General features: G+C 36.8%; 7 protein-coding genes. 6 read left to right on the forward strand and 1 reads right to left on the reverse strand.

Annotation, left to right across the window (positions count from 1 at the left end; all coding sequences use genetic code 11):
- Positions 1 to 437 precede the first annotated feature (437 nt).
- The 3 genes from ABIQ28_RS13035 (at position 438) to ABIQ28_RS13045 (ending at position 3,972) form a co-directional block, all read left to right on the forward strand.
- On the forward strand, positions 438 to 1,271 hold the full coding sequence (locus tag ABIQ28_RS13035) for an AraC family transcriptional regulator (protein ID WP_348038004.1): 834 nt from the start codon (positions 438 to 440) through the stop codon (positions 1,269 to 1,271).
- A 210-nt stretch (positions 1,272 to 1,481) separates the two neighbouring features.
- Positions 1,482 to 2,984, forward strand: coding sequence for an aldehyde dehydrogenase family protein (locus ABIQ28_RS13040; RefSeq protein WP_348038006.1), 1,503 nt, complete (start codon positions 1,482 to 1,484; stop codon positions 2,982 to 2,984).
- 784 nt (positions 2,985 to 3,768) lie between these two features.
- The gene (locus ABIQ28_RS13045; RefSeq protein ID WP_348038008.1) at positions 3,769 to 3,972 is read left to right on the forward strand and encodes a GreA/GreB family elongation factor; all 204 of its coding nucleotides are present in this window, start codon (positions 3,769 to 3,771) and stop codon (positions 3,970 to 3,972) included.
- Positions 3,973 to 4,106: 134 nt separating this feature from the next.
- Here the strand turns inward: ABIQ28_RS13045 and ABIQ28_RS13050 are convergent, their stop codons facing one another.
- Positions 4,107 to 5,111, reverse strand: a complete 1,005-nt coding sequence (locus ABIQ28_RS13050) for a sterol desaturase family protein (protein ID WP_348038010.1) — start codon at positions 5,109 to 5,111, stop codon at positions 4,107 to 4,109.
- Between the two features lie 356 nt (positions 5,112 to 5,467).
- Here ABIQ28_RS13050 and ABIQ28_RS13055 point away from each other — a divergent pair, with 356 nt between their 5' ends.
- The 3 genes from ABIQ28_RS13055 to ABIQ28_RS13065 form a co-directional block, all read left to right on the forward strand.
- Positions 5,468 to 6,502 carry an o-succinylbenzoate synthase gene (locus tag ABIQ28_RS13055; RefSeq protein ID WP_348038016.1) on the forward strand — a complete coding sequence of 345 codons (1,035 nt, stop codon included), beginning with the start codon at positions 5,468 to 5,470 and terminating at the stop codon, positions 6,500 to 6,502.
- 6 nt (positions 6,503 to 6,508) lie between these two features.
- Positions 6,509 to 7,495, forward strand: coding sequence for a CPBP family intramembrane glutamic endopeptidase (locus ABIQ28_RS13060; protein WP_348038012.1), 987 nt, complete (start codon positions 6,509 to 6,511; stop codon positions 7,493 to 7,495).
- Between the two features lie 98 nt (positions 7,496 to 7,593).
- Positions 7,594 to 8,530, forward strand: a 937-nt coding sequence (locus ABIQ28_RS13065; protein ID WP_348038014.1) for an AMP-binding protein, incomplete at its 3' end; no start/stop codon positions are given.

Here is an 8,530-nt window from a genome sequence, read left to right on the forward strand (position 1 = left end):
GTTTAAGAATTGGGCTTTTCGCTATGCGCCAGCCTCCTTTTCGTGTACTACTCTATGCATAGGCATGATCGGCATCTACTCCTAAACGCATTAGGTTTTTCCGTTTGCGTTCGGGGTTAGCTCACAATTGATTGTTTTTTTTTATTTGTTCTTGATTTCCGCTTTGCTCCAATTCTTCCTTCCGATAGCTAATCGGCTCGATTATTTATCTAAATTCGCCAATAAGGATATTACCCTCCAGATTTTATCGTTACTTTAGTACTAACAGAAGGAATGCATGCAGAGGCACACACAGCCGCTTGACAAAAGTGGTTATTCAATGCTCTCCAGACACAATTGTGGGCTAAGCAAAGTTTGATTATCCGCATCAACATTTCTTGTTAAAATAGCCACCTTCGCAAAGCCCAAAATGCCACCTGAAAACTAAATAAATCCAAATGCCAATAGAAAACATACCGGAAATATATTTTCAGAATAAGAAATCTGAACAAGACATATTTGTCTATGACTTTAAAATGACCAGCGATGTGGTTAAAAGTAAAGTGAATTTGAGCATGAATATGTTTAGCTTTCTGCAAGTAGGCAAAAAGCAAGTGCATTTCGCAGATACGTCTATAGCCGTAAACAGCAAGCAATCATTATTGCTAAAAAAGGGAAACTGGTTATGGACGGAGCTGCTCGACACGGAAGTTATTTATTACTGTAAGCTTTTCTTTTTTTCAGAAAAAATACTAACCGATTTCCTAAGCAAGTACACCAACGACGTAAAGCCATTTAAGGAAGATGTTCCCTATTTCGTTATTGAAAACGACGACTATTTAGCTGCTTTTATAAGTTCTTTATCCTCTAACACTTTTACAAACCACAATTTTAGTGATGCCTTATTACTTTTAAAGTTTGAAGAAATCATGTTGTATCTGCTCAATAAATACGGCAATAGTTTCGAATATTATTTACATTCTTTAATCTCAAAGGAGGTTTCCCCATTCAAAAACGTAGTGGAAAGCAATATTCATTCTAATCTAAAACTGGAGGAAATTGCCTTTTTGTGCAACATGAGTTTATCAACTTTTAAACGCCAGTTTACTTCAGAATACAACGAACCGCCCGGTAAATGGCTTCAAGACAAACGGCTACAAAAAGCAAAAGAACTATTGCAAGGAGGCGACTTAAAACCTTCAGATATCTATTTGGATATCGGCTATAACAACCTTTCGAACTTCAGTATAGCTTTCAAAAATAAATTTGGCGTTAGTCCAACAGACATTTAAAATTAACAACAATCTAATCAATTATCTGATTTACAGATATTTAAAATAAATAAAAATTTAAAACAGAAATTAGAAATGCAAATTGACCCGTTTTCATAAGTTATTGAGCTGTTTCAATAAATAAGCAGGCCGCCTACCGCCGTACATTTGTGGTGTAATTACACAACGCTTGTTTTAGCAAGCATTAGTTAGAAACAAAAATAAATAATTATGGCAAATGTAACAAAACCCGTTTTCAAAGAAAGATACGGGAATTTTATTGGCGGTAAATTCGTAGCACCTGTAAAAGGTCAATATTTCGACAATGTATCTCCAGTAGATGGAAAAGTATTTACTCAAGCAGCCCGTTCAACGCAAGAAGATATTGATCTTGCTTTAGACGCAGCTCACGAAGCATTCCCTTCTTGGAGTACTTCATCTGCAACAGAAAGAAGTAATGCTTTACTAAAAATCGCTCAAGTAATGGAAGACAACTTCGAATACTTGGCAACATTAGAAACAATTGATAACGGTAAACCAATCCGTGAATCAAGAGCAGCGGATATTCCTTATTGTATTGATCACTTCCGTTATTTTGCTGGAGTTATCCGTGCAGACGAAGGAAGTATCTCTGAGCATGACAAAAACACAGTAAGTATCGTTTTACACGAACCTATTGGAGTAGTTGGTGAAATCATTCCTTGGAACTTCCCAATGTTAATGCTTGCTTGGAAAATTGCTCCAGCTTTAGCAGCAGGTTGTACTGCAGTTGTTAAACCAGCAGAACAAACTCCTACTAGTGTGATCATGTTAATGGAATTGATAGGTGATATTTTACCTGCAGGTGTATTAAACATCGTAACTGGTTTTGGTGCGGAAGCTGGTGCAGCTTTAGCAACTTCTAAACGTATTGCTAAACTTTCATTCACTGGTTCTACTGAAACAGGACGTAAAGTTTTACACAATGCAGCTGAAAACATTATTCCAGTAACCATGGAATTAGGTGGAAAATCTCCAAACATTTTCTTCCCATCAGTAGCAGATCACGACGATGATTTCTATAGCAAAGCTATCGAAGGAGCGCTAATGTTCGCACTTAACCAAGGAGAAATATGTACAGCTCCATCTCGTATTTTAGTACATGAAGATATCGCTGACGATTTTATCGCGAAAATGCAAGAGCGTCTAAAAGCAATCAAAACAGGTAATCCATTAGATCCTGAAACAATGATTGGTTCTCAAGTTTCTAAACCACAGTACGAAAAAATCCTTAACTATATCAAAATTGGCAAAGAAGAAGGTGCTGAAGTATTAGCTGGTGGGGACGCTGGTAACTACGAAGGAGAAATTTCTGAAGGATACTACATCCAACCAACTGTATTAAAAGGAACAAACGATATGCGTGTTTTCCAAGAAGAAATTTTTGGACCAGTTGTAGCTTTAACAACATTCAGTTCTACTGAAGAAGCTATCGCTATCGCTAACGATACTCCTTATGGATTAGGTGCTGGTGTTTGGTCTCGTGATGCTCACGAATTATACCAAGTTCCACGTGCTATCCAAGCGGGTAGAGTTTGGGTAAACCAATATCATACTTATCCTGCTCATGCTCCTTTTGGTGGTGTGAAAGAATCTGGATTTGGTCGTGAAAACCACAAAATGGCATTAGATCATTACCGTGTTGTAAAAAACATGTTGATCTCTTACGACAAAAAACCAATGGGGTTCTTTTAATTGAAACCTCTAAATAAAGATAAAACCCCGGCATTGCTGGGGTTTTGTCGTTTTTAAGACAAATAATTGCAATATCACAATCACTTTTTAAAATGAAAAAACGATTTTATGTTCTTTATATCAGTTGAATACACCGAAGATGCGTTTGAAGTGTTTAAAAAGAAGCAAAAAGGTTAATCCCGTTAATGACCCTGCTGATGTAGGCACTGCAATGCGAATGCAATTGAATTTTTTTGCCAAATTATATTTAACTTCGAAAAGAATAAAAATAACAAAGCAAATTCATTATAAATCGGCATTTTAGGGTTTACTTTTAATAAGAGCAGATGAAAACAATTAAATGAAGTTACAAGGCTTGTAGAGTCAGCGCAGGTAAAAACCATTATTGATAAAACATTTCCTTTGAAAGATGCAGGACGAACCAAAGGAAAAGTTGTCATTAAAATAAAATAAATCATGAGCAGAGGATTTGTCAGGGAAGAAGATCAAGAGGAAATTCCTATTGTTTCCCCAAGGGCCGATTTGTCAGAAGGCATAAGGAACTATGTTACCCAGCTTGGTTTCAATGCGCTTTAGATGAAAAGCAGGAATTGATTAATAGCATTGATCAATTGGAAAGTCTAAACGAGAATGAAAGACGCATTGCCATAAATCATATCAATGCAAAATAACAATTATTGCAAAACCGCATATCTACAGCAAAAATTGTTGATCTTACCAAGCAACCACAAAATGAAGTCCGAATTGGTTTATTGGTAACACTTATAATAGGCTCAGAAAAAAAATGTCGAAATATCAAATTGCAGGGGTCGATGAAGCTGATATTTCAAAAGGAAAAGTATATTTCATTTCCCCCATTACAAAATTGTTGACAGATAAAAAGGTCGGTGATAAAGCCATTTTGAAGCTTGAAAAGGAAGATCGAACTTTAAATTATGGAAATCGCCTATTAATAATCCTTACAAACATCTATTTTTCAAAAAGTTGAGAAGAACGGGAATCAAGTGCCCTTAGTGTAACAAAAATCGATCTCTTGCGCCTGCTACCTAAAACCTATTAAAATTTCATGAATTTACATTGGTTGTTTGGTCAACCATTACGTTTGTTTAGTACAACCTGTTGTTAATGGAACCCTGATGAATCTTTAGTCTGTGGCTTATAATCGGACCGTTCACTGCTTACGGAAAAACGAGGACTGCCGACCGCTGTTTGAACACTGCCAACTGAACACTGCCCACTGTGTACTGACTCCTGCCATTCCCTGCGCAAATCATCACTCACTTTCCCAGTGCCGTCATGTTTCCATCCGGGAGGTTTGACGATGTATTTAGCGCGATCTTGGATCGATTTCTTTCCAGAGAACACATCGCGTCCCATGGCCATCCATTCATTAAAAGCAACTTTCAAAGGATTGTATGTTTTGATGTTGGTCACTAAACCATAAATGACTTTTTCATCCTTAAGTTCTGGTTGAAAAGTGCCGAATAGTTTATCCCAAATAATGAAAATTCCGGCGTAATTTCTATCTAAATATAAGGGATTGCTGCCGTGGTGCACGCGGTGGTGCGATGGCGTATTCATGACCGCTTCAAACCATTTGGGCATTTTGTCGATCGCTTCGGTATGTATCCAGAATTGGTACAATAAGCTTACAGACATTTGCAATAAAATCATTCCGGGATGGAAACCAATCAACGGGAGCCATAACCAAAAGATGAACGAATAAAACCCACCAGACCAGGTTTGGCGCAAGGCCGTGCTCAAATTATAATGTTCTGAAGAATGATGCACCACATGAGACGCCCAAAACAATCGGTTTTCATGAGAAATGCGATGGAACCAATAATATGAAAAATCATCAGCAAATAGCAAGAGCACCAAACTCCACCAAGCAAATGGAATGGTGAAAATCCTGAAATTTTCGTAAATGACCATAAACGCTAACAATACTACCGCCTTACTGAAGAATCCCAAAAACACATTCCCCAATCCCATCGCGATGGAGGTAAAGGCATATTTGGTTTCGTAAGTTTTTCTGTTTACTTTGATGCTCACATAAAGTTCCAGTCCCATCGAAATGATGAAAAACGGAATGGCGTAAAGAATGATATTTGGAAATTCTGGCATTTTTTAACTAGTTATAAAGTTTAAGGAGATTATTGTCATATAAATTTATCTCCCGTCATCAAATTTCATATCAGGCAAATTAAAGTTTCGAGATGAGGGCAAAAGCATTAAACATGTTAAGCCATAAATTACTTGATAATCACGGATTTTTGATATAATCTTTAGATTTTTTCATTTATCTCATCGTTTTTATATAATCATTTCGCGAATTCCGATTGCGCTGTTCTCATTTATTCGTGTTAATAAGTGAAATTCGTGGCTAAAAATGAGATGTTGTTTTGAACACCTCTATTCTATTGCTAACGTCGCTTTCATTCTTAAAAATACAAAATTATTTGACTATTTTTGACCCTATTATGACAGCATCTTACCAAAAATACATCCTCAACTTTAAACACCCCAGTGGCACCTCGCGTGGAGTCCTCAAAACTAAGGATACTTGGTTCCTTATTATTGAATCCGAAGGAAAAAAAGGCATCGGCGAATGTGGCATGTTTAAAGGCTTGTCGATTGATGACCGACCAGATTTTGAAGCGGTTTTAAATTGGACGTGTAAAAATATTTTCTTGGGAAAGGAAGTGCTGCTTTCAAAGTTGAAAGAATTTCCCAGCATTCAGTTTGGTGTGGAAATGGCATTTTTTGATTTAGAAAGTGAAGTGCCTTTTGAATTGTTTCCTTCCGAATTTACTAAAGGTCAGGATGCAATTCCCATTAACGGATTGATATGGATGGGATCGGAAACTTTCATGAGAGAACAAATCAAAAATAAAATTGACGAAGGCTTCACCTGCATCAAACTAAAAATTGGTGCCATTGATTTTCAAACGGAATTAGACCTTCTAAAATCTATCAGAACCCATTTTTCTGCAGATGATATGGAATTGCGTGTGGATGCCAATGGTGCATTTACGCCTGCTGATGCTTTAGAAAAACTAAAACGATTATCGGACTATCATTTGCATTCAATTGAACAGCCCATCAAACAAGGGCAAGTGGAGGAAATGGCAAAATTATGTCAAACAACCCCGCTCGATATTGCATTAGATGAAGAATTAATTGGCAGTTTTGATGTCACAGATAAGTATGATTTGCTACAAACCATTCAACCGCAATATGTTATTCTAAAACCGACTTTGGTTGGTGGATTTCATGGCAGTAATGATTGGATAGCAGCTGCTGAAAACGCCAATATTGGGTATTGGATTACAAGCGCATTAGAAAGTAATGTAGGATTAAATGCGATTGCACAATGGACTTACACTTTGAAAAGCGATAGTCCTCAAGGACTTGGAACTGGAGGTTTATATACCAATAATTTCGATAGTCCGTTGCAAGTGAAAAATGGTACATTGCAGTACAATAAAATAACACATTGGAATTTTAATTTATAAGTGAATATGTATATAGCTCAGGCGTTTAAAGGATTACATGATTGGTGGCGTTATGTTGTAGGACTAGCGATTGCCATTATTGGTGTGTTTATTTTTTCCATTCCCCATGGTATTGGGATCCTATTTAAAACGATGCAAGGTGGGACCATTGATCAATCAAGAATGAACGATCCTGCCTATCTTATGGGATTGTTTGAATCCAATGTCAATTTGGTGTTTATTTTACTTCCTTTTGCTGGCGGATTATTGTTTTTACTCGGCGTTGTGAAGTGGTTGCACAAGCAGTCCATTACCTCCTTAACAACATCACGACCAAAAATTGATTGGAAACGTTTTTGGACGATTTTCTTCTTTTGGGGTATTTTATCTTCGAGTTTGGTGCTCATTGATTATTATATGTCGCCCGAAGATTATGTTTTCAACTTTAATTTGCAGCCATTCCTGATTTTGTGTGTGATTGCCATTATTTTAGTGCCTTTACAAACCAGTTTTGAGGAATATTTATTTAGAGGTTATTTGATGCAAGGCATTGGTGTGGTTACAAAATCGAAATGGATTCCCTTGGTAATTACTTCCGCAGTCTTCGGATTGTTGCATCTTTCAAATCCTGAAGTCGATAAACTTGGGCCCATAATTATGATCTATTATATTGGTACGGGCTTGTTTTTAGGGATTATGACGTTGATGGATGAAGGCTTGGAACTGTCTTTAGGCTTTCATGCGGCTAACAATTTATTCACCGCTTTATTGGTCACTGCCGATTGGACGGCTTTCCAAACGCATTCTATTTTTAAAGATTTATCCGATCCGAAATCTGCGGAGTTTATGGATATTTTAATGCCAGTATTTGTGTTGTTTCCTATTATTCTATTCATTTTATCGAAAGTCTATAACTGGACAGATTGGAAAGGAAAGTTATTCGGCAAGGTTGTAGAACCATCAACAGAAAATAATCGTATGTCGGAAGAGATCAATCAAATTGGAACTGAATAAGGTTCTTTTTTTTCGATATCGATACTTTCGTTCCGCATGAAAATTATATCTTAGTCCACATATAATAGTTAACAAATCAATACTTAAAACCCCATAAAATGACGCCATCTTTCGATAAAATTCATTTGAAATTTCGATTAAATTCAAACTTTTATGACGCGGAAGAACTTCGAGAAGTTGCTTATAGTTTAGTTAAAGAAGGCGCACCTTATGAAAAAGTAATGGGCGATTTCTTGATGGATTGGTTGGATTCAAAAGACTATATCAATGTCAAGACTTCAGGATCTACAGGGCAGCCTAAATTAATGAAAGTGAGTAAACAGGCCATGGTCAATTCTGCCATTGCAACGGGTAATTATTTTAAAATGAAACCGGGGCAAACGGCTTTATTGTGTTTGCCAACCCATTATATCGCAGGAAAAATGATGTTGGTCAGAGCCATGATTTTAGGTTTGGATCTCGATTTTGTGGATCCTACCACACATCCAATTTTCGATTATGGCAAAACCTATGACTTTTGTGCCATGGTACCGCTGCAATTAAAGAATACTTTGGGATATATCCATAATATAAAAACCCTGATTATTGGAGGCGCAGCCATTTCAAAACCCTTGGAAGAAGCAATCCAAGGCTTAAAAACCAAAATTTATGCGACTTATGGCATGACTGAAACCGTGAGTCATATTGCGATAAAAGCGATGAATGGCAAACAGAAATCCAATTATTTTAAAGTATTTCCGAAAGTGACTATTTCGCAAGATGACCGAGGCTGTTTAGTGATTGACGCTCCAAAAGTGGCACCAGAGCGTTTAGTGACCAATGATGTGGTTAAATTGCATTCGGCCACTGAATTCGAATTGATAGGCCGTATTGACAATATGATCAATTCAGGAGGTGTTAAGTTATTTCCAGAACAGATTGAAGCGAAACTTGCCGATCAAATTACGGAGCGATTTTTTATAACTTCAGAACCAGATGCAACTTTGGGCGAAAAATTGATTCTTATTATAGAAAGTGATGTCAACATCCTTAAAA

The sequence above is a fragment of the Gelidibacter sp. genome (genome assembly GCF_039916245.1).
Lineage (GTDB): Bacteria > Bacteroidota > Bacteroidia > Flavobacteriales > Flavobacteriaceae > Gelidibacter.